24 protein-coding genes are annotated in these 21,298 nt (G+C 37.7%); 18 read left to right on the top strand and 6 right to left on the bottom strand.

Features of this window, described 5'->3' with window-relative positions; all coding sequences use genetic code 11:
- From MMY79_RS10815 to pyrF, 15 genes are all read left to right on the top strand, one after another.
- Complete coding sequence (locus tag MMY79_RS10815) at positions 1-609, top strand: TetR/AcrR family transcriptional regulator (protein ID WP_016138305.1); 609 nt, start codon at positions 1-3, stop codon at positions 607-609.
- A 9-nt stretch (positions 610-618) separates the two neighbouring features.
- A complete protein-coding gene (locus tag MMY79_RS10810; protein WP_252608367.1) occupies positions 619-1,173 on the top strand; it encodes a type II secretion system protein in 555 nt (184 codons plus the stop codon).
- Positions 1,163-1,543, top strand: a complete 381-nt coding sequence (gene gspI, locus MMY79_RS10805) for a type II secretion system minor pseudopilin GspI (RefSeq protein ID WP_004792732.1) — start codon at positions 1,163-1,165, stop codon at positions 1,541-1,543. The genes MMY79_RS10810 and gspI overlap by 11 nt, the downstream gene beginning before the upstream one ends.
- On the top strand, positions 1,543-2,358 hold the full coding sequence (gene gspJ, locus MMY79_RS10800; protein ID WP_252608365.1) for a type II secretion system minor pseudopilin GspJ: 816 nt from the start codon (positions 1,543-1,545) through the stop codon (positions 2,356-2,358). Before gspI ends, gspJ begins: the two co-directional genes overlap by 1 nt.
- Entirely contained in the window at positions 2,358-3,317 is a 960-nt protein-coding gene (gene gspK, locus MMY79_RS10795; protein ID WP_252608363.1) for a type II secretion system minor pseudopilin GspK, read from the top strand. Before gspJ ends, gspK begins: the two co-directional genes overlap by 1 nt.
- Before the next feature lie 227 nt (positions 3,318-3,544).
- Positions 3,545-4,141, top strand: coding sequence for a 6-carboxytetrahydropterin synthase (locus tag MMY79_RS10790; RefSeq protein ID WP_252608361.1), 597 nt, complete (start codon positions 3,545-3,547; stop codon positions 4,139-4,141).
- A 49-nt stretch (positions 4,142-4,190) separates the two neighbouring features.
- Positions 4,191-4,904 carry a uracil-DNA glycosylase gene (gene ung, locus MMY79_RS10785; RefSeq protein WP_252608359.1) on the top strand — a complete coding sequence of 238 codons (714 nt, stop codon included), beginning with the start codon at positions 4,191-4,193 and terminating at the stop codon, positions 4,902-4,904.
- On the top strand, positions 4,901-6,025 hold the full coding sequence (locus MMY79_RS10780) for an enoyl-CoA hydratase/isomerase family protein (RefSeq protein ID WP_252608356.1): 1,125 nt from the start codon (positions 4,901-4,903) through the stop codon (positions 6,023-6,025). Before ung ends, MMY79_RS10780 begins: the two co-directional genes overlap by 4 nt.
- 4 nt (positions 6,026-6,029) lie before the next feature.
- Positions 6,030-6,533: a tRNA adenosine(34) deaminase TadA gene (gene tadA, locus MMY79_RS10775; protein WP_252608354.1), complete on the top strand. Its 504-nt coding sequence runs from the start codon at positions 6,030-6,032 to the stop codon at positions 6,531-6,533.
- Between the two features lie 69 nt (positions 6,534-6,602).
- Positions 6,603-7,043 (top strand): SRPBCC family protein, encoded by a 441-nt coding sequence (locus MMY79_RS10770; protein ID WP_252608352.1) that lies wholly within the window; start codon positions 6,603-6,605, stop codon positions 7,041-7,043.
- Positions 7,044-7,053: 10 nt separating this feature from the next.
- Positions 7,054-7,734, top strand: coding sequence for a (d)CMP kinase (gene cmk, locus MMY79_RS10765; RefSeq protein ID WP_252608350.1), 681 nt, complete (start codon positions 7,054-7,056; stop codon positions 7,732-7,734).
- Between the two features lie 111 nt (positions 7,735-7,845).
- Positions 7,846-9,519: a 30S ribosomal protein S1 gene (gene rpsA / locus MMY79_RS10760; protein WP_005041073.1), complete on the top strand. Its 1,674-nt coding sequence runs from the start codon at positions 7,846-7,848 to the stop codon at positions 9,517-9,519.
- 156 nt (positions 9,520-9,675) lie between these two features.
- Positions 9,676-9,978 carry an integration host factor subunit beta gene (locus tag MMY79_RS10755; protein WP_003651488.1) on the top strand — a complete coding sequence of 101 codons (303 nt, stop codon included), beginning with the start codon at positions 9,676-9,678 and terminating at the stop codon, positions 9,976-9,978.
- A gap of 25 nt (positions 9,979-10,003) precedes the next feature.
- On the top strand, positions 10,004-10,369 hold the full coding sequence (locus tag MMY79_RS10750; RefSeq protein ID WP_004792713.1) for a lipopolysaccharide assembly protein LapA domain-containing protein: 366 nt from the start codon (positions 10,004-10,006) through the stop codon (positions 10,367-10,369).
- Positions 10,370-10,554: 185 nt separating this feature from the next.
- Entirely contained in the window at positions 10,555-11,253 is a 699-nt protein-coding gene (gene pyrF / locus MMY79_RS10745) for an orotidine-5'-phosphate decarboxylase (RefSeq protein WP_016138293.1), read from the top strand.
- Here the strand turns inward: pyrF and MMY79_RS10740 are convergent.
- Together MMY79_RS10740 and MMY79_RS10735 are read right to left on the bottom strand one after the other, a co-directional pair.
- Positions 11,250-12,161: a lysine exporter LysO family protein gene (locus MMY79_RS10740; protein WP_252608348.1), complete on the bottom strand. Its 912-nt coding sequence runs from the start codon at positions 12,159-12,161 to the stop codon at positions 11,250-11,252. The two genes, pyrF and MMY79_RS10740, sit on opposite strands and share 4 nt — an antisense overlap.
- A gap of 49 nt (positions 12,162-12,210) precedes the next feature.
- The gene (locus MMY79_RS10735; protein ID WP_252608347.1) at positions 12,211-13,758 is read right to left on the bottom strand and encodes an NAD(P)/FAD-dependent oxidoreductase; all 1,548 of its coding nucleotides are present in this window, start codon (positions 13,756-13,758) and stop codon (positions 12,211-12,213) included.
- A gap of 121 nt (positions 13,759-13,879) precedes the next feature.
- On the opposite strand from MMY79_RS10735, the gene MMY79_RS10730 reads away from it, so the two are divergent.
- The 3 genes from MMY79_RS10730 to MMY79_RS10720 all read left to right on the top strand — a co-directional run bounded on the left by MMY79_RS10730 (position 13,880) and on the right by MMY79_RS10720 (position 18,654).
- Positions 13,880-14,902, top strand: coding sequence for an AraC family transcriptional regulator (locus tag MMY79_RS10730; RefSeq protein WP_252608345.1), 1,023 nt, complete (start codon positions 13,880-13,882; stop codon positions 14,900-14,902).
- 77 nt (positions 14,903-14,979) lie between these two features.
- Positions 14,980-16,122, top strand: a complete 1,143-nt coding sequence (zapE, locus tag MMY79_RS10725) for a cell division protein ZapE (protein WP_252608343.1) — start codon at positions 14,980-14,982, stop codon at positions 16,120-16,122.
- 366 nt (positions 16,123-16,488) lie between these two features.
- On the top strand, positions 16,489-18,654 hold the full coding sequence (locus MMY79_RS10720; protein WP_252608340.1) for a malate synthase G: 2,166 nt from the start codon (positions 16,489-16,491) through the stop codon (positions 18,652-18,654).
- A 70-nt stretch (positions 18,655-18,724) separates the two neighbouring features.
- Here the strand turns inward: MMY79_RS10720 and MMY79_RS10715 are convergent, their stop codons facing one another.
- Genes MMY79_RS10715 through MMY79_RS10700 form a run of 4 tightly spaced genes read right to left on the bottom strand, consistent with a single transcriptional unit; the run spans position 18,725 to position 21,231 of the window.
- Complete coding sequence (locus MMY79_RS10715; RefSeq protein WP_252608337.1) at positions 18,725-19,138, bottom strand: biopolymer transporter ExbD; 414 nt, start codon at positions 19,136-19,138, stop codon at positions 18,725-18,727.
- A 19-nt stretch (positions 19,139-19,157) separates the two neighbouring features.
- A complete protein-coding gene (locus MMY79_RS10710; RefSeq protein WP_004792697.1) occupies positions 19,158-19,580 on the bottom strand; it encodes a biopolymer transporter ExbD in 423 nt (140 codons plus the stop codon).
- A 15-nt stretch (positions 19,581-19,595) separates the two neighbouring features.
- Positions 19,596-20,477: a MotA/TolQ/ExbB proton channel family protein gene (locus MMY79_RS10705; protein WP_252608335.1), complete on the bottom strand. Its 882-nt coding sequence runs from the start codon at positions 20,475-20,477 to the stop codon at positions 19,596-19,598.
- 40 nt (positions 20,478-20,517) lie between these two features.
- Complete coding sequence (locus MMY79_RS10700) at positions 20,518-21,231, bottom strand: energy transducer TonB (protein WP_252608334.1); 714 nt, start codon at positions 21,229-21,231, stop codon at positions 20,518-20,520.
- Positions 21,232-21,298: the final 67 nt, after the last annotated feature.

Genomic DNA, 21,298 nt, shown 5'->3' with positions numbered 1-21,298 from the left:
ATGGATCGTCAGGCTCAGTTCCGAGCAAGAGAAGTATTAATATTTCAGGTTGCGGAGCAATTATTGCTAGAAAATGGCGAAGCTGGAATGACACTTGATGTCTTGGCTGCTGAGCTTGATTTAGCAAAAGGAACTTTGTACAAACATTTTCAAAGTAAAGATGAATTGTACATGCTATTGATTATTCGTAATGAACGTATGTTACTCGAAATGGTTCAAGATACTGAAAAAGCCTTTCCAGAACATTTGGCCTTTTTTATGCTGCATCATTTACACCATCCTGAACGGACAGTTTTATTTCATCAAATTGAGGAAAAACTTTCGATTACAGCTCAAGGTGTGCATCACCTTTTTAATGAGCTTTATCAAGTGCGTAAACAGCGATTACGAATTATCATTCGCATGACTGATCACTATTTAGAATCGATTCAAAGCAATATGACAACTCGAGATTATCTGGCATCTATTTGGTCGTTAACTCATGGTGCAGCAGCTATTCTCAACTCAAGCTTTTACCAACGCTATTTAGGTTCAAGAGATACTTTAAGAGTGGCTTATATTGATCAGGCATTAGCCTTACCTAAACAAAGTGTTGAACAATATGCTTAATAGGTCGATATGAAATTTCAATCACTGCCTAAATCACAAAAAGGTTTTACCCTCATTGAAGTGATGGTGGTGATTGTTATTATGACGATTATGACCTCTCTTGTTGTACTCAATATAGGTGGCGTTGACCAGAAGAAAGCGATGCAAGCAAGAGAGTTGTTTTTGCTTGATGCACATAAAATCGGTAAAGAGTCACTTGACCAGTCTCGTGTTTTAGCTCTATCTACTATGAGTGAAACTGATGTTTCTCCATTTTCTTATGAGCTGTATGAATACCACGATCAGAGTAAACTACAGGTTCAAGATTTAAAAAACCGTTGGCAGAAATACCCAGAATTTACTACGCGCCAATTGCCTAAACATGTATCGTTTACAGTACAACCTCTAGATGGTCAAACTTATTCAAAAGCTACGAATACAGATTTAATTGGCGGGCAGGCTCCGCAGTTAATCTGGTTTGGAAATGGTGAAGCTAAAACAGTTAAAATACAGTTTTACTTTGAACAAAAACCAATTGGTTCAGAAATACAAATTGATCATTTGGGTAAAATAAATGAAATCTAAAGGCTTTACTCTATTAGAAGTAATGGTAGCTTTAGCAATTTTTGCGGTAGCTGCCGTCGCGTTAACTAAAGTGGCCATGCAATATACTCAATCTACCTCAAATGCAATTCTTAGAACAAAAGCTCAGTTTGTGGCTATGAATGAAGTTGCTTTAATGGAGATAAATCAAGAATGGCTTCAAGGTACTCAAAGTAAGCAAGTTACTTCTCAAGGTGAAACCTGGCAGATTGATAAATCTGCTGAATCTACAGTCAGCCCGAATGTTCAGAAAGTGGATTTGCAAATTAGCTTATATGATTCTGATAAAGGGAAAGTTCAAAATGGTATTACCCACTTGGTATTTTTTAATTATCCAATGAAAGCAAAATAATGATAAAAAATAAATATCTTCGTTCAAGAAGTCCAGCTTCTCATCTTGCTGCACGATCGGAGCAGATGATGAGGGGTTACTCCGAGCAAAGCTCTTCGTCTTGCGCTCAGACAAAGCGTGGCTTTAATGACTCTCACATTCGAAACACAGTTTCTCGTCTTACGGCACGATCGAGCAGTGCTCGATTAACTCCTGCCTCAGGATTTACTTTAGTTGAGCTTTTAGTCGCAATTGCAATTTTTGCTGTTCTATCTTTGTTGGGTTGGAAGATTTTTGATTATTTATTAAAAGTCCGTGATCGTAATGCACAACACGAAGTACAGTTATTTGAATTACAAGATGCTTATCAACAAGTTTTGCGAGATACATTGCAAATTATACCTTTATCGGCTAATCAAGGCGGGCAATTACGTCCAGCCTTAGAGCTTGATAACCAAGTTCTTCGCTTTAGTAAGGCTGGTGTTACGGATCCCTTAAAGCAAGGATTATCACCTTTTGAGCGTATTGAATATCGATATGATCCTGATCAAAAAAAGCTTTATCGTCTTAAATATAGTAATTTGAATACTTCAAATAGAGAGCAGCCATTATCAAGTACGCTGTTGAGCCAAGTTGAGCAATTTCAAATTATGGTACTCACGCCACAAGAAGTGACAAAGTGGCCAGAAATTAATATTGACCCCACAAAACCTGAAGAATTTAGAAAGCTGCCGAAAGGAATAAAAATACAACTCACAGTTGCCGGTGTAAGTTATGAGTGGATTTATAGTTTAAATCAAGGTGATTTATCGCTCTCCAAGCAAGGAGTGCAATAATGTTATTCTATAAAAAAAATCAGCAAGGTATAGCTTTGCTAACCATTCTAATTATGGTTGCTTTGGCTACAATTTTAGCTGCTTCTATTGCAAAGCATCAAACTAATACGATGGCAAATACTGGCTATTTGATGCGTCAAAATCAGTCACTACTTTATGCTAAAAGTGCAGAGGCCTTTTTTTCTGAATTATTAATTCAAGATGCAAACAATGCTGGTGGCGTTGATCATTTAAAAGAAACGTGGGCACAGCCGATGCCACCTTTTCCTATAGAAGATGGATCAGTGTCAGGGCGTTTACTAGATGAGTCAGGCAAATTTAACCTAAACAATTTAACGACGAATGAAGGCAAGGTAAACGAAGCTGCTAAAAATTGGTTTGAGCGATTACTTGTACGTGTAGGCTTGCCAGCAGAATTAAGTCAAGCAGTCATCGATTGGCAAGATCCAGATGACGAACCATCTGGGCCTATGGGTGCAGAAAGTAGTTATTATGAGGGGCTTGATCCTAGCTATTTAACTTCAAATGCCAAATTTCACAGTATTGAAGAGTTGAAGTTAGTAAGAGGTTTTGACGGGAAGAAATATGATTTAATTGCTCCCTATATTTCTGCTTTACCCGAAAATACAAAAGTGAATATTAATACGGCTTCTCCATTAGTTTTAGCGAGTATGGATCAAAAATTAGATTTAGGAGCGATAGAAAAAGAACTTCAGATGCGCCAACAAAATTTAAAATTCTTTCAAAATGTTGATGAATTATGGCAACTGAATGCTTTTTCAACAGTTGATACTCAAAATAGAACTGAGGTGAATAGCCTGTTAGATGTAAAGTCGAGTTTTTTTCAAGCACAAATTGAGGTTGTGCTAAATAATAGGAAAAGACAATTTACAAGTGCGCTAATGCGTAATGATAAGCAGGTTTATGTTTATTCTAGAAATATGTCGCCATTTAACTAGTTGAAAAATTTTGATTTATTTTTTTTGATTATTTATTAAAAAGTCATGGGTAGAAATTTCTCTCTTGACTAAATAGAATAAAGATAAATTTTCTATATATTTATCTTCAATATTTCTTCACAAGTCTTATCATACTTTTCGCTAATTGTTTCTAATTGAAAAGTGGTGCGAAGTTTTCATCTTTTGCTTTATAATAATGTTCCTAGAAGGAATGATCGATTTGGCACATGTTAATTCGCAAGTTATTTAAGTTTGAAAATGCACATGTTGTACGTAACTGTACATCGGATCGTTGTAAGCGATCAATTCATGGACATAGTTATAAAGTCGAATTATTGCTTAAAGCTTCGAAATTAGATCATGGACAAATGGTTTATGATTTTGGGCTTTTAAAAGGGGTAATAAAAGATCTTATCGACAGCTTTGATCATGCAATCTGTTTTTGGGAAAAAGATGATTCTCAATATATTGATGCTTGTCAAACTTTTAGTGCTCGCTGGATTTCTTTACCTGTTTCACCCTCGGCTGAACAATTCTCTCGTATTTTCTTTTATCTAGCTCAGCAAGTTTTACAATCAACAATCACTCAAAATGGGGAAGGTGATGTTGAGGTTTATTCAGTTATTGTTCATGAGACTGATACTGGATATGCTCAAAGCTTTATTGAAGATATTCAAAACGAACAAATGGGGATTTTAAGTCTTGATGGAATTGTTTTTTCAGAACAAATTCAGATAGAGTGGGTAAATCCGCAAATGTATGAAGACTTGAAAAAAGGGATGAAATTTAATAATCCTCAAGTTGATTTACAAGTCGAAGTGTAAATCGAATTACTGTATTTGTAGAATTGAAAATTGATCTAGGATGACATTAATGCAATTAACTGAGCAACAGCAAGATAAACTCAGTAAAGTTCAATTAGAAGAAAGCTGGAAAATATCTTTAGCATCTTTTTTGTTAAGCCCCCAAATGGATAATTTGCGCGATTTCTTATTTCAAGAGAAGCAAGCACAAAAAATAATATATCCGCCGAGTAAACAAATCTTTAGTGCTCTAAATACGACACCTTTGGCTGAGGTGAAAGTCGTTATTTTGGGACAAGATCCATATCATGGACCGAACCAAGCGAACGGATTAAGTTTCTCTGTTCAAAAAGGTATTGCATTACCACCATCTTTGCGTAATATTTTTCATGAATTGCATACAGATTTGGGTATTCCAGCCCCTCGCCATGGTGACTTAACGAAATGGGCTAACCAAGGGGTGCTTTTACTGAACAGCGTGCTTACCGTTGAGGCTGGACAGCCAACTTCACATCAAAAGCAGGGTTGGGAAGCATTTACGGATGAAGTTATTGATGTCCTGAATGAGCAAAGAGAACATGTCGTATTTATTTTGTGGGGTGCTTATGCACAGCGCAAAGGACAACGTATAAATAGAGATAAACACTTGGTTTTAACCGCTGCACATCCATCGCCCCTCGCTGCAAACAGAGGTGGTTTTTTTGGATGCAAAGTGTTCTCAAAAACAAATCAATATTTGAAACAACATGGCATTGAGCCCATAGACTGGCAATTGGACGCATGATGAACTCTCCCAATCTAAATAACTATCACCCGGACTTGGTGGTTGAAGAAGCAAAAAACGGCTGGCGTATAGTACGTTTGAATCGTCCTAAATCATTGCATGCTTTAGATGAATCAATCGTAACGGCATTATTACGGGTATTTGAAGATTTCCGTGATAATGAGAGCGTTAAAGCAATTTGGTTAGACTCAACTACGCCGAAAGCTTTTTGTGCAGGCGGTGATGTTAGAAAATTACGTCAACTTGTTATTAATCAAGAAGTAGATACTGCGAATAAGTTTTTTCAGCAAGAATATGCTTTAGACTTACTCTTACATAATTACGCTAAACCCGTGGTTGTTTGGGGCGAAGGCTACGTTATGGGCGGTGGTTTGGGCCTGTTCATGGCAGCACCATTCCGTCTAGTGACCCCATATTCTCGTTTAGCAATGCCTGAGATTAATATTGGTTTATATCCAGATGTTGGGGCGAGTCGTTTCCTAGCAGATCGTGGCCCAGTAGGTTTGTTTACTGGTTTAACTGGTTCGATCATGACAGCTGCTGGAGCGTATAGTATTGGCTGGGCAACACATATTTGTGAAGCACAGCGTGATAATGTTTTGCAGAAAGTTTTAAATATTAATTGGGCTCATTATCCTGCTGGGGATTTCCGCGCAATTGATGATACTTTAAATAGTTTGCATCGCCCAGTTGCGGCAGGTCCATTGCAAAACTCGCTAGACGTGATTCATAGCGTTTGCCGCGGTTTTAATTTTGAACAAGATTATCAAGCTATTGTGAGCTTACGTGATGCGAGCAGTGATTGGTTGCGCCAAGCGAGTGAGAACTTGCAAAAAGGATCTCCTAGTACTGCTGCCATTACTTGGTTGTTGTGGCAATGGGGTAAGCAAATACATTCTTGGGACGAAGTCTTTGATCTAGAAGCTCAGATTTCTGAGTGGAAAATTCGTCATCCTGACTTTGTAGAAGGTGTCCGTGCACGTTTGGTTGATAAAGATTTATCACCAGAATGGAAACCATGTGAAGACTTAAGCTTAAGAGGAATATTAGCTGATAGTCCACCAGTCACTTCAATAGATAGCTGGAATGCATTACTTAGACAGCATGGTGTGATCACCTAAATAAATGACTGAATATAGTGATGAATATTGGATGCAGCTTGCTTACGAGCAAGCTGAATTAGCCGCTCAGCAGGGTGAGATCCCAGTTGGAGCGGTTGTGGTGAGCCAAAATCGAGTGATTGGATCGGGCTATAATGCTCCCATTAGTTTGTTTGATCCAACCGCACATGCAGAAATTCAAGCTATTCGTGCAGCATGCTTATCATTAGATAATTATCGCTTACCTGAAGATGCAACTTTATATGTCACTCTTGAGCCATGCACAATGTGTGTAGGCGCATTAGTACATGCAAGAATCAAACATGTGGTTTTTGGGACGACAGAACCTAAAGCGGGTTCATTGGTAAGTGCTCGTCAGCTACTACAGCATGGTTATTACAATCACAGATTTACCTTTGAACAAGGTTGTTTACAAGAAAAATGTGCCCAACAACTCAGTCATTTTTTTAAACAAAGACGCGAGCAAAAGAAACAAGAAAAACAACAGAAAACGTCCTTAAATGATTAAAAAGTAACACGAGCTTATGGCAAACTAACGCGATTTTACTGCCATGATTTTTTTAATAAGGAATATTCAATGCGTAATGTAATGACCGTAAAAAAAGAATTTAATGCTCCTCTTAGTGATGTATTTAACTTGCTCTCGAAACACGCAACTTACAATACTGCTTTTGCACCTTTACAAGTTGTACGTGTGAAAGACTCAGCAGATTCTAAAAGACCTGATGGTTTAGGCTCAGTTCGTCGTATGGGATTTGGTCCAATCAAGCCCCTTAAAGAAGAAATTACATTGCTTGAAGAAAATAAAAGTATTGAATATAAATTAATAGATAATCCTTTGATTAAACATCATTTAGGTCGAATCGAGTTTTCTGAAATTACCCCATATATAACTTTAGTTACATACCGCATCGAGTTAACGGCAAAAGCTCCAGTGGTAAGTAAATTAATCCTTGCACAGCTAAAACTAGCCATTACACTAGGCTTTTCGAGATTAGCTAAAACAATTGCTTCTTAGTGAGAGTTCAATGACAGTTCAAATTATTACTATTGATGGTCCGAGTGGTTCGGGTAAAGGAACATTGGCTGCAAAACTTGCAGCACATTATCAATATCATTTACTCGATTCTGGTGCCTTATATCGTTTATTGGGGTTGTCATTACATAAACATGATTTATTAGAGAAATTAGACAGTCAGCTCGATGAATGTATTCAATATGCACGTCAACTCGATATTAAATTTGAAACTTCCGCAGCAGGTATTCTGGTTTTTCTAGATGGTGAAGATGTATCTCAAACAATTCGTACAGAGCGGGTTGGTGAATATGCATCGAAAGTTGCAGCAATTCCAGAGCTTAGACAGGCATTATTTGAGCGCCAAAGAGCTTTTGCGCAAAATCCTGGCTTAGTTGCAGATGGCCGTGATATGGCAACAGCTATTTTCCCAGAAGCAAATGCAAAAATTTATCTAACGGCTTCAGCTGAGTCGCGTGCCGAGCGAAGAGTAAAACAGTTGCAGGGCATGGGCCTAGATGCTAAAATAAACGACATTTTAGCTAATATACAGGCGCGTGACAAAAGAGATATGGAGCGAGAAGTTGCTCCACTCAAGCCAGCCAAAGACGCTTATATCATTGATAGTTCGGAATTAACGATCGATCAGGTATTTAAGTTAATGGTTGAGTATGTCAATAGCCGTACCATTTAGCAAATAGAATTATCAGTTGACGCATAGCTTGATCAGTCTATAAAGACTATGTTGATACTTAACTAAACCGGCCTTGTCTGATCCAAGACCGCGGAATTTATCAGGTATATCATGACCGAATCTTTTGCAGCCCTCTTTGAAGAAAGTGAATTAAACCTCAACGTTGAAAAGGGTGCAGTCATCCAAGGTGTTGTTGTAAACATCGATAGCGACTGGGTAACTGTTGACACTGGCCTAAAGTCTGAAGGCATTGTTGACCGTGCTGAATTTTTAAATGAACAACGTGAACTTGAAGTTCAGGTTGGTGATACTGTTGACGTAGTTGTTGAAGCTCTTGACAACGGTATGGGTCAAACAGTTTTATCACGTGAAAAAGCTAAGCGTGCTGAAACTTGGACTAAACTTGAAAAAATCTTTGAAGATGGCGAAATCGTTACTGGTGTTATCTCTGGTAAAGTTAAAGGCGGTTTCACTGTTGACATCGGTCCTGTTCGTGCATTCTTACCAGGTTCATTAGTTGACACTCGTCCTATCCGTGACACTACTCACCTTGAAGGTAAAGAGTTAGAGTTTAAAGTAATCAAACTTGATGCTAAACGTAATAACGTTGTTGTATCTCGTCGTGCTGTTATGGAAGCTGAATCTTCTGCTGACCGTGAAGCATTACTTGCTCAGCTTGAAGAAGGTCAAACAGTTACAGGTACAATCAAGAACCTTACTGATTACGGCGCATTCGTTGATCTTGGCGGTATTGATGGTCTTCTCCATATCACAGATATGGCTTGGAAGCGTATCAAGCACCCTTCAGAAGTTGTTGAAGTTGGTCAAGAAGTTACTGTTAAAGTACTTAAATTTGACCGTGAGCGTAACCGCGTATCTTTAGGCCTTAAGCAATTAGGCGAAGATCCATGGTTAGCGATCATGAGCCGTTACCCTAAAGGTTCTATCGTTAAAGCTCGTGTAACTAACTTAACTGACTACGGTTGTTTCGCTGAAATCGCTGAAGGTGTTGAAGGTTTAGTTCACGTTTCTGAAATGGACCACACTAACAAAAACATCCACCCATCTAAAGTTGTTCAGATTGGTGATGAAGTTGATGTTATGGTTCTTGAAGTTGACGAAGAACGTCGTCGTATCAGCCTTGGTATCAAACAAACTCGTGCTAACCCATGGGAAGAGTTTGCTAAAGCTCATGAGAAAGGCGAAAAAGTATCTGGTACTATCAAGTCTATCACTGACTTTGGTATCTTCATCGGCTTGAACGGTGGTATCGACGGTTTAGTACACTTGTCTGATATTTCTTGGAACGAGCAAGGCGAAGAAGCTATTCGTCGTTACAAGAAAGGTGACACTGTTGAAGCTGTTATCTTGTCTGTAGACGCTGAAGGTAACCGTATCAGCCTTGGTATCAAGCAATTGAACAGCGATCCGTTCAATGATTTCTTAGCTGCTAACGAACGCGGTGCTTTAGTTAAAGGTACTGTAACTGCAGTTGATGCTCGTGGCGCAACTGTTAAGTTAGCTGACGAAGTAGAAGCTACTCTTAAAGCTTCTGAAATCAATCGCGACCGCGTTGAAGATGCAACTAAATTCTTAGAAGTTGGTCAAGAAGTTGAAGCGAAAATCATCAACGTTGATCGTAAATCTCGCTCTATCAACTTGTCTGTTAAAGCAAAAGACGAAGCTGAAGAGAAAGAAGCAGTTGCTACTTTACGTACAGCAACAACAAGTCAAGAAAATGGTCCTAAGACTATTGGTGACTTGATTAAAGCACAAATGAAGTAATAGGTTAACAAAGTACAGTTTCATGTAACGGAATTGTACTTTTTATACAAATTACTGTAAACGGTAGCCTAGTATTCAACATACTGCGCTACCGTTTTGTATTTAAACAGGTTATTATCAGACGACATAGAGTAGCAATAAATAACGAGGTCGTAGATGACTACTGAAGCTCTTAATAAGTCTGATTTAATTGAACGCATTGCGCTAAAAAACCCACACTTAGCTGAACCTTTGGTGGAAGAAGCGGTTAAAATTATGATTGATCAAATGATAGAGGCCCTATCAACTGATAATCGAATTGAAATCCGTGGTTTTGGTAGCTTTGCTTTACACCACCGTGATCCAAGAGTTGGTCGTAATCCTAAAACAGGAAGATCAGTAGAAGTGGCAGCTAAAGCTGTTCCACATTTCAAACCCGGTAAAGCACTGCGTGATGCAGTCAACGAATCCGGGAAATAAATAAAAATTTATAAGCGGGGTGCCTATGCGTTATATTTTAATTGCATTGCTTATTGTTGTATTTGGTTATTCTTTAGCACTTGTATTGCAAAATCCAACAGAGCTTTCTGTTGATTTGTTATTTACCCAAGTTCCAGCTATGCGATTAGGCTTGTTATTGCTACTCACATTGGTACTTGGAACGGTGGTTGGTCTTTTGTTAGGTGTGCAAGTTTTCAGAGTATTTCAAAAAGGCTGGGAAATTAAACGTCTTCGCAAAGATATTGACCATTTGAGAAAAGAACAGATTCAAAGTGCTCAATTAGCAGCAGCAGAAGCCGCTGCAAATGTAAGACATGAAAAAACTGTTTTAGATGTTTATCCCCAAGATAAAAACTCTACTCCGTTATAATTCGAACACTACTCTTTATTCACGGGTAAAGAGTAGTATATTCCTTAATTTATTAGTTTGTTCTTCTTTGTATTTTTCTAAAAAATAAGTCCCCATAGCATTTTGTCTCTAAATTTGAAAGCCTTCCTTATACATTCCTTTATTACTTGATGACTTGTCTATTATAATGATGCTGATTTTATATGATGGAAGAAAGTCTCTTGAGTATCATTGTTGCGTTAGATGCAAAAAGCCAATATGACGCTTTAAAAATTGTTGAACAACTTGATCCTACTTTATGTCGTGTAAAAGTGGGTAAAGAGCTTTTTACTCATGAAGGCCCATCTGTTGTAAAAAAACTTCAAGAACAAAACTTTGAAGTTTTTCTTGATCTTAAATTTCATGATATTCCAAATACTACCGCTCAGGCTGTTTGTGCAGCAGCTGATTTGGGAGTGTGGATGGTAAATGTCCATGCTTCAGGTGGCCGTAAAATGATGGAAACTTGTGTAGAGCGTTTAAAAGCAGGTAACTATCAAACTCAGTTGATTGCGGTCACTGTATTGACCTCAATGGGACGTGAAGATTTAAAAGATATTGGTTTAGATGTTGAACCAGTGGAGCATGTAAAGCGCTTAGCTAAACTCACTAAAGAAAGTGGTTTGGATGGTGTGGTTTGTTCTGCACAAGAAGCTAAAATTCTTCGTGAATTGATTGGACAAGACTTCTCTTTAGTAACACCTGGTATTCGCCCAGAAGGGTCAAATGCGGACGACCAAAAACGTATTGTGACTCCGAAGCAAGCTATGCTTGATGGTTCTACACATTTGGTCATTGGTCGACCGATTACTAAAGCAGAAAATCCAACAGAAATGTTGAAGTCTATTCTTGCTTCAATTGCTTAAAAATTTAGAAATAAGCTAATTAATAGCGGGGCGAGTAGGCTTAATAATAAGCCGCTCATCATGGCGTGTGGTACGTAATGCGTGCCACATGACTGTTTTACCATAGCTAATGTAACATCCATTGAAGTTGCACCAGCACTTGAGATAGCAGGGCGTGGAAAGCGCCATCCCATTGTATACATTAAAAATATAGCAACAATTTCTCTAAATAAATCAGTTAATAATGCGATACCACCTAGTTCTGCCGAGTGCAATTGCGTAAATAAAATCCCTGACATTGAGTACCAGCCATAACCTTGTGCTAATGCTAACGTCTCATTCAGTGCAAAATGTTTGTTAAGCAAAAAGTAGTTGATGAAGCCTGCGATACATGAGCCTATAAAAGCGGCTAAAGGTACAATTAAAATTTTCCAGCTTAACCACGTACGGTTAAAGTGGGTGAATGCCAGTTCAATACCAATTAAGAAAATAAATAGTAATAATAAATACCAACTATTAAAGGCCATATGTGAATTGAATTGAGTGGCAATAGCTCCTAATAGAACACCGACACCTAAGGCGAGAAAAGCTTTTGCAATATTCTTTAGAGCATTTACAAAGAGTTGAAGCGAGATTTTTCCTTTTACACTTTGTTTATCAAAAATTGTATAAGCCAATAAACATGTAAAAAAAGAACCAAAAGAGGTGGTAAGTGCAATGATTATAGCTGGTGGAATTATGGCAGAAGGATTCTCAATTTGATCAAGTGCTAGCGTTAATTCTAAAGCTACACTTGCTAAGAGAATATAAGAAAAATAGGGCAGTATTTTAAATATAAACTTTTGGATATTTAAAGATAGTTTGGGTGCTAGAAAATAGCCGGAAGCAAGTGCTAAAAAAATTTGAATGATGAGATAAAAAGATTGCATATAATAATAGGTGGATTGTTTTTAACCCACCTATTATGTCTTGAACATTTTAGGCTGCATAGCTCTGTGAGCTTTTATTTAATAGTAAGTAATCTTTAGGATTAACTTTTCGTGTTTCTAACCAATACTTCCATGTATAGGTTGGCCATAGTGAAAAGTTTTTTCCGTCGGCAGATTGATACCAGCTACTACAGCCCCCAGCTTGCCACACAGTCCCTTGAAGCTGAGTTTGAACCCGCTCGTTAAAAGCATCTTGAACTTCTGGTTTGATCTCAATTGCTTTTTGCCCAGACTTTTCTACGAGTTGAATGAGTTGTAAAATGTAATTTACTTGAGATTCAATCATAAAAATAACCGAATTATGACCTAATACTGTATTAGGGCCGACTAATTGGAAGAGATTGGGAAAGTTTTTAGTCATAATGCCATAATAACTTTCTGCACCATCTTTCCACGCCTGTTTTAACTCGACTTGATTACGTCCAATACAAGTGAAGTGTTTCAAGTAAATACGTGGGTCAGTAATAAAACCTGTACCATAAATTAAACAATCAATAGGTCGTTCTTTACCGTCTTTCGTAACAATACTATTTTCTTTAATTTCTTGAATACCATTCGTTACGAGCTCAACATTTTTACGGTTAAATGTAGGGAAGTATTTATTTGAAATAAGAATACGTTTACATCCCATCACAAAGTCTGGTGTGAGTTTTTTGGCTACTTCTTTATCTTTCACTTGGAAGCGAATGAAAGCTTCTGCCAATTTTTGACCATATTTCATAATTTGGGGTTGAACAATGGGTACAACGCGCGACTCATTACTCCAGTAAAGACGACTACGATGAATTTGGCGATAAAGATTAGAAGATTTGAATAATGTTTTACTCAAACGAGAGTATTTGCGTTCATCTCGTGGTATTACCCAAGCTGCCGTTCTTTGGAATACATAGAGCTGTTTAACATCTCCAGCTATTTCTGGAATATATTGAATTGCACTACCACCAGTACCAATAGATGCGACTGATTTACCGTTTAGGTTATAGTCATGTTCCCAGTGTGAAGAGTGAAAAACTTTTCCTTTGAATTTTTCGATACCTTGAATATGAGGGATTTGTGGGATATGCAACGGGCCTGATGCAAAAACTACAAATTGAGCTTCCATCGAAGGTTGATTTTTAAAATCTAAAGTCCACACGTGACGCATTTCATCATATTGGACATGAGTTACATCATGATTAAACTTACAGTAATTTTTAATTTTATATTGTTCTGTAATATCTTGAATATATTGAAAAATCTCTGGTGCTTCAGCATAGCGTTTTGACCAGTCAGTTTTGGGTGCAAAAGAGAGGGAGTACATATGAGATTGAACATCACATGCCGCACCTGGATAGCGATTTTCTCGCCAAGTTCCACCAACATCATTTGATTTTTCTAAAATAACAAAGTCTTGCTGTTGATTTTGCAGTAAACGGATAGCCATTGCTAGGCCACCAAATCCAGCACCAATAATAGCGATTTTAGTTTTTTGAATAGCATCTTGCTTTGCGTTTAGCATTGGAAACCCTGCATAAGCTGAAAAGAGGATTGCATGCAAGACTAACGTTTTTTGATCAGTTTAAACATGATTGGATCGACGTGAAAATTGATAGATTCGGCAATTAATTTTCTTTCTTCTTTATAGTAAAACATTTGAGTCTAGGGAAATTGATAGAAGAATGAAACGGTCGATACTTGGTTTAATGTATTTAATTCAAGGAATGCGCAATGCAGGCATTGATGTCGACTCACGTTTGGCTGGTATAGGAATTAAGTTTGATGCTTTAGATCCGAGTTCCACAATTCATGATCGGCTAGAATGGGATATTCAACAAATTATTAGTGAAAATGTTGAGCCTGAAAAGGGTCTATTTATTGGACAGCATTATGCTTTAGCTGGTTACGGACCATTACTTATGTTGCTTGTAACGAGTAGGGATGTTCAAACTGCATTAAGTAAAGGAATACAATATCAAAGACTTACCCATTTATTTGGGGCTTTAGGTCTATATGAGACTGATGAACGCACCATTTTAAATTATTTGCCTGTTGATTTGAAAACGCAAGTTGGACAGTTACGGGCACAATGTGAAGTTTCAGGGACTTATAAATTTATTCAAGATATTTATACGATGATGGGGCTACAAATGCCTGCTATGCGTATAGAACTTCCATTTGAAAAACCAACGGACTCGGATACTTTATCTCGCTATTTTGCATACTATGGTGATGATGTGCACTTTAATGGTAAATATGCAGCATTTAGCCTAAGCAAGGATGTGCTTGAAATCCAAATCCCTTCTGCGGATATCATTACACATCGTATTTATGAATCAAAATGCATTACAGAAATAACAAGATTAAATCAACAAGATCACCAAACTCCACATATCATACAATGTGTGCAAGATTATCTTGAGTTGCAACAAGGAATTATCCCGAGCATGGCGGAAACTGCTTTTGCATTGAAAATGCCTGAAAGGACATTAAGGCATCAATTGCAACAGTTAAATACGAGTTATAAGCAAATTCGTGAACAAATTATCAAGAATAAGGCATTAAAGCTTATGGAATATAGAGAATACTCAATAGAGGTTATTGCCGAATTGCTTGGTTATTCTGAACCAGCGGCATTTAATCATGCATTTAAACGATGGTTTGGACAGAGTCCTCGACAATATGGCAAAGAGTCATCGTCGTAATTCTTGATGCTAAAAGCTAATGTGGTTGAACAAAATGTTCGCTATACTCCTATCAGTTAAAATTGAAATAAAACGATATGTTAAATTTAAAATCTTCTCATAGTACTGCATTCTCACCTTCTTCCCCAGCAGAACGCTATGCTGAGGCTTTAGCTTCAGGCCAGTTTATGGCAGATGAAGCGCAAGCACAGGCAGTGCAAGAACTAGATCGCGTATGGAAAGAACTTTTAAACCGTTATAAAGCCTCTAAAAAAGCTTTCCGTCGTTTTCGCCGCCAAACTTCACCTAAAGGTGTCTATATGTGGGGTGGAGTAGGCCGCGGAAAAACTTGGCTTATGGATCAATTTTATGAGTCAGTGCCATTTCGCCGTAAAACACGTATGCATTTTCACCATTTCATGCAACATGTTCATAAAGAGTTAAATAAGCTTTCAGGCCAACGCAATCCACTTGAAATTGTGGCTGACCAAATTTATAAAGATGCAGTCGTTATTTGTTTTGATGAGTTCTTTGTGTCAAATGTAACTGATGCAATGATTCTAAGTGATTTATTTCAAAAATTATTTGTTCGTGGTGTGACATTAATTGCAACATCAAATATTGCACCAGATGGCTTATATAAAAACGGTATTCATCGTGATCGCTTTTTACCAACAATTGAAATGGTTAAAAAGAATTGCGCTGTGTTAAATGTTGATGCAGGTGTGGATTATCGTTTGCGTGTATTAAAACAAGCTCAATTATTTAAATCGCCATTAAGTAATGAAGTCCAAAACTGGATGTCGGAACGTTTTAGTGCTTTAACGCATACACAAGCTCATTCTCAAGAGCCAATTGTAATCAATAATCGTATTGTTGAGACTTTAGGGCATACAGAAGATGTCTTGTGGTGTGAGTTTTCTGAACTTTGCTTTAAACCACGTAGCCCAGCAGATTTTATTGAAATTGCAAATATCTATAATACGGTTCTAGTAAGTAATGTCCCTCATTTAACAGATTTCTTGTCTGAAGGTACACGTCGTTTTATTTATCTAGTCGATGAATTTTATGACCGTGGAGTAAAACTACTTTTAACTTCTCAAGATAGTATTATTGATATTTATCAAGGTGAAAAATTAGCCTTTGAAATTGAGCGTACTCGTTCGCGTTTATTGGAAATGCAATCGGATGAATATTTACATTCAGAACATCGTCATATTGATGAAGCTAAAAACGCATAAAAAATAGATATGGAAAGCGCTCTATATAGGGCGCTTTTTTTACAACAAAAATAGATAAATTTAGTTAAATAATGCTTTTTCATGCTGCAAAGTTTGATATAACTAAATACGCTTTAGAAAAATAAGATAGTGAAATTTTTTGTCTGTTAACAAAAAGTCTAGTTTCAGTATCTTTAAATATTGAATAAATTATTGGGAATCCTAGTTAGAATTTTAATATTTCATATATAGAGAAATTTATCTTTGTCAATATTTTTACAAGGGAAAATGCTCACTATTTAGGAATGTGATATTAGTATTCAGCTTAATTTAAATCGGTATACTAGGATTCTCTTGGTATAAAAAGTAGCAACTTCAGGAAAGACAATGACTGCACGTATTCAAAAAGGCAAGTTAGCGATTGCTAAAGAACTTTACGATTTTATCGAAAATGAAGCTTTACCAGGTTCTGGTTTAGATAGTGAAACTTACTGGAAGAACTTTGAGCAAGTTGTTGTCGATCTTAGCCCAAAAAATAAAGCATTATTGGCTAAGCGTGATGAATTACAAGCAAAAATTGATGAATGGCACCGTAACAATAAATTTGAATTAGGTGCTTATAAGGCGTTCTTAACTGAAATCGGTTATTTATTGCCGGAAGTTGAAGACTTTCAAATTACAACTGAAAATGTTGATGAAGAAATCGCATTATTGGCAGGGCCGCAGTTAGTTGTACCTGTACGTAATGCACGTTATAGCTTAAATGCAGCAAATGCTCGTTGGGGCTCTTTATATGACGCACTTTACGGCTTCGATGTAATTTCTGAAGAAGGCGGAGCTGAAAAAGGCAAAGGATATAACCCTGTACGTGGTGCAAAAGTGATTGAGTTCGCTAAAAATTTCTTAAATGAAGTTTTCCCACTTGCACAAGGTTCACATGCAGATGCGACAAAATATGCAATTGAGCAAAACAAACTTGTTGTGACTTTGAAAGATGGCTCAAAAACAGGTTTAGCTCATGAAGCTCAGTTCGTTGGTTTCAACGGTGAGGAAGCGCACCCTACAGAAGTTGTTCTTTTAAGTAATGGTCTTCATGTCATTATCGAAATTGATGCATCTAGCCCAATTGGTCAAACTGATTTAGCGGGTGTTAAAGATTTAACATTCGAAGCAGCTGTAACTACTATTCAGGATTTAGAAGATTCTGTTGCGGCAGTAGATGCTGAAGAAAAAGTTGAAGGTTACCGCAACTGGTTAGGTTTAATGAAAGGTACGCTTCAAGAATCTATCGAGAAAAATGGTAAAACGATTGTTCGTGATTTAAATAAAGATCGCGAAATTAAAAACTTAATTGGTGGCACTACAAAACTTCATGGTCGTTCACTTATGTTACTTCGTAACGTAGGTCACTTGATGACTAACCCAGCTATTTTGGTAGATGGTGAAGAGATTTTCGAAGGTATTATGGATGCATTGGTAACACCATTGTTATCAGTTGCAGACATCCGTAGTGAAAACGAAAATAAGAACTCTCGTAAAGGTTCTATGTATATTGTTAAACCAAAAATGCATGGTCCAGAAGAAGTTGCGTTTGCTGTAGAGCTATTTGAACGTGCTGAACAAGCGATTGGCTTACCACCTAAATCGTTAAAAATCGGTATTATGGATGAAGAGCGCCGTACATCTGTAAACTTGAAAAACTGTATTGCTGCTGCAAAAGATCGCACAATCTTTATTAATACTGGTTTCATGGACCGTACTGGTGATGAAATTCATACTTCAATGGAAGCTGCACCAGTTGTTCGTAAAGAAGCCGTAAAAACACAAAAATGGATTGCTGCTTACGAAAACCGTAACGTTGCAATTGGTTTGAAGACTGGTTTACAAGGTAAAGCACAAATTGGTAAAGGCATGTGGCCAAAACCAGATAGCATGAAAGATATGTTGGCAACTAAAGCTGCACATCCAAATGCGGGTGCTTCATGTGCTTGGGTTCCATCTCCAGCAGGTGCAGTGCTTCATGCGATGCATTACCATCAAGTAAATGTTAAAGCACGTCAAGATCAGTTGAAAGCTGAAGAAATGTTGTCATTAGATGACTTGTTGACTCCTCCATTTGCACCAGAAACAAATTGGTCAGCTGAAGAGCTTAACAATGAACTTGAAAATAACTGCCAAGGTATTTTGGGTTACGTTGTACGTTGGGTTGACTTAGGTGTAGGTTGTTCGAAAGTTCCTGACATTAATAACGTAGGTTTAATGGAAGACCGTGCAACATTACGTATTTCTTCTCAACACGTAGCAAACTGGTTACGTCACGGTATCGTGACTCGTGAACAAGTTGAAGAAGTGCTTAAACGCATGGCGAAAATTGTTGATGAGCAAAATGCGAATGACCCATTGTATAAACCAATGGCTGCTAACTTTGAAACTAACATTGCTTTCCAAGCAGCTTCTGACCTCATCTTTAAAGGTTGTGAGCAACCTTCAGGTTATACTGAGCCGTTACTTCATGCTGCTCGTTTAAAGTTAAAAGGTTATACAGGTGACTAATTTCAGCCTGTCATAAAAAAAGCCTCTTCGGAGGCTTTTTTTATTTGAAAGAATAAATTAAATGTATGACTTAATTATTACTCACAATTCCAATTTTGGTTACACCTAAACGCTGCGCCGTAGCCATGACCATAGCTACATTTTTATATTCAGCCATTTGATCTGGTTTAAGTTTGATCTGGTCTTGATCTTTTTTAGCAACCACACTTTGAAATAACGTCTCTAGTGCGGTGCGGTCTGAAACCTGCTGGTTATTCCAAAACACTTTACCTGCTGCGTCAATTCTTACATCAATTACTTCAGGTGGCTTTTCATTTGTTGGTGGCGGTGTGCCGTTTGGCAAGTTAATATTAATCGTGTTGTTTGGTGCAGGGATAGTAATAATAAACATGATAATAAGTACCAGCATGACATCAATAAGAGGTGTCATGTTGACCTCTAACATCACATCGTCATCATTATTTGAACCGACATTCATACCCATAAAATTCTCCTTAAAATAATTACTGGGAGGCTGGAGGGGTAGTAACAAAAGCAATTTTGCCAATACCAGCTTGTTTGGTCGTGCTAATGACCTGATCTATCGCCTCAAAATGAGTAAGCTGATCTCCACGAATATGAACTTCTGGTTGAGGCCTTTTTTGTGCAACTGCTTGGAGCTTTGACAGCAATATTTCTTTATTCGGCACATAGCTTTCATTCCAGAAAATATCTCCTTTCTTGTTCACTGAAAGTTGAATATTTTCAGGTGTAGTTGCATATGGAGTATTTTTTTCTTCTGGTAGTTTCACTGGAACCGTATGTGTGACTACCGGAATAGTAATAAGAAAAATAATAAGTAAAACCAACATGACATCAACCAGAGGCGTCGTATTAATTGCGCCGATCATTTCGTCGTCATCTTCAGAACCAACACTCATACCCATAACGTTCGCTCCTCGTTATTTAATGCTGCGGTTAACCGAATTATTGGTATTAATTTCCCCGCTTAATAAAACTGCGTGTAAATCTGAACCAAACGAACGAACATTTTCCATAACGGCTTTATTACGGCGAGTTAGCCAGTTATAACCAAGTACAGCGGGTACTGCGACTGCAAGACCAATAGCTGTCATAATTAAAGCTTCACCGACAGGACCAGCAACTTTATCAATAGATGCCTGACCTGAAATTCCGATGGCTGTTAATGCATGATAAATTCCCCAAACCGTACCAAAAAGACCAACAAATGGTGCCGTAGATCCAACTGTTGCCAAAAAGGCTAAGCCACCACCTAAGTGATTTTGTATTTTTTCAATTGCACGTTGAATTGATATGCTGACCCATGTATTAAAATCGATTCGCTCAAGTAAAGAGCCGCCGTGCGATTTGGTTGAGTTAATGCCTTTTTCTGCAATAAAGCGATATGCGCTACTTTGCTCTAAATTATCAGCTGCATTATCTAGCGAGGTTGCTTCCCAAAAACTTTTCTCTGCCTCTTTGCCTTGGCGTTTTACTTTAGCTTGTTGTAAGAATTTAGAAATAATGATGTACCACGTACCAATAGACATCAGTACCAATATAAATAAGGTAGATTTAGCGACTAAATCTCCTTCACGCCAAAGAGCTTCTAGACCGTAAGGATTTTTAACAGTTTCACTAGTTGCTGGTTTCGGTGGTGGAGTTGGAGTATTTGCATTTGAAGTCGCCTCAGTGGTTGCTGTTGCAACAGGAACATTATTTGTTTCTTCTGCAAAAACTGTACTTAATGGGAGCAATGAACATGCTGCGATTAAACTTGCAGAAGCGAAACGTACGAGTGGTTGAGTTGATTTTTTCATCATATTATCTCCAATTTTTTTAATTTCTTACTAATTCAGTTGTTTATTCAATTACGAATGGATATTCAATTTCATACCAGTCTTGCTGAGGCATGCCATCTTTCATTGCTGGTTTGAATGTACATAAGCTGTAAGCTTTAGTTGCTGCTTTATCTAGGGTTTTACTACCACTTGATTTTTTTACTTTGGCATCAATGACTTTTCCTGAAGTATCAACCAAAACACGTATACGAACCGTACCTTGTTCTTCATTCATCAGTGCTTCACGAGGATATTCCGGTTTTTCGCAGCCAGCAGAACCCTCCGAAACACCGCGAGTTACGCCAGTTGGTTTAGGAGCTGGGGCAGCTGCCACTGGAGCCGGTGCGGCAACAGGACTTGGTGATGGGGTGCTAGGTACAGCCGGAGCAGGGGTAGCCACTTTAGTTGGTTGAGCTACTGGTGTCGTTTTTTGTACCGGTGTTGCTACTTTCTCTACTTGTTTTGGCGGCTCAGAAACTTTGGCAATTTTTTCTACCATTTTAGGTGGCTCAGGCGGTTTTTCCTTAGGTTTTGGCTCCTCTGGTTTAGGTGGAGGAGGTGGTTTAATATCTTGAATAATTTGTAATTCCACAGGTTTTTCTGCTGGTTTTTGAATATTGTTTGCTAAACCTGACATCAGAATATAGGCAACAATAAGATGCAGAAAAAGTACTGCGGCAATACCAATAAGGCGCTTTGCAGATTTATTTTCTATGTCTGTGAAAGTCATGCCCATAGTTACTCCTGAAACTGTAGACAAACAATTTTTTAAAATGACTGTTTGGCTAAGAATGAGTATTTGT

It is taken from the genome of Acinetobacter sp. XS-4 (assembly GCF_023920705.1).
Classification (GTDB): Bacteria; Pseudomonadota; Gammaproteobacteria; order Pseudomonadales; family Moraxellaceae; genus Acinetobacter.
Note: the sequence above shows the minus strand (reverse complement) of the source record. Positions and strands in the feature narration are given on the sequence as shown.